The sequence below is a fragment of the Peribacillus sp. P4_C12 genome, assembly GCF_056402095.1.
In genome coordinates, this window is record NZ_JBFUIB010001211.1 from 1 (window position 1) to 524 (window position 524).

Annotated in this window: 1 protein-coding gene; it reads left to right on the forward strand. The window is 40.6% G+C overall.

All coding sequences use genetic code 11. The features are described 5' to 3' along the window. Positions 1 to 524 (forward strand): ATP-binding protein (locus AC1DUW_RS32175; protein ID WP_477644631.1); only part of this gene is annotated, 524 nt, incomplete at both ends.

The window sequence follows — 524 nt, forward strand, 5'->3', positions numbered from 1 at the left end:
GTAATGCGGGTACCCTTGAATTCTTAGTTGATGCCGATAAAAACTTTTATTTTCTAGAAATGAATACACGCCTTCAGGTCGAGCATCCGGTCACTGAGGAAATCACAGGACTTGATCTTGTTGAACAGCAAATTAAAATTGCTTCAGGCAACAAACTCGACTTTACACAAGAAGAGGTGAAAAGGGAGGGGCACTCTATTGAAGTGCGCATATATGCGGAAGATCCCAAAACCTTTTATCCTGCACCGGGGAAAATTAGCGGTTTGAAACTTCCTGAAGGTGAAGGGATTCGTCATGAACTGGCCGTTCAGAACACATCGGTCGTTTCACATTTTTACGATCCTATGATCGCCAAATTGGTAGTAAGCGGTGGTTCGAGGAATGAAGCCATCGATAGATTAAGAGAAGCATTGAACACCTATAAAATAGACGGAATTAAAACGAATCTTCCTCTACTTAAGGAAATAATCGTCCATGAAGCTTTTTCTAAAGGCGATACAACAACGGACTTTATTGATAAATAT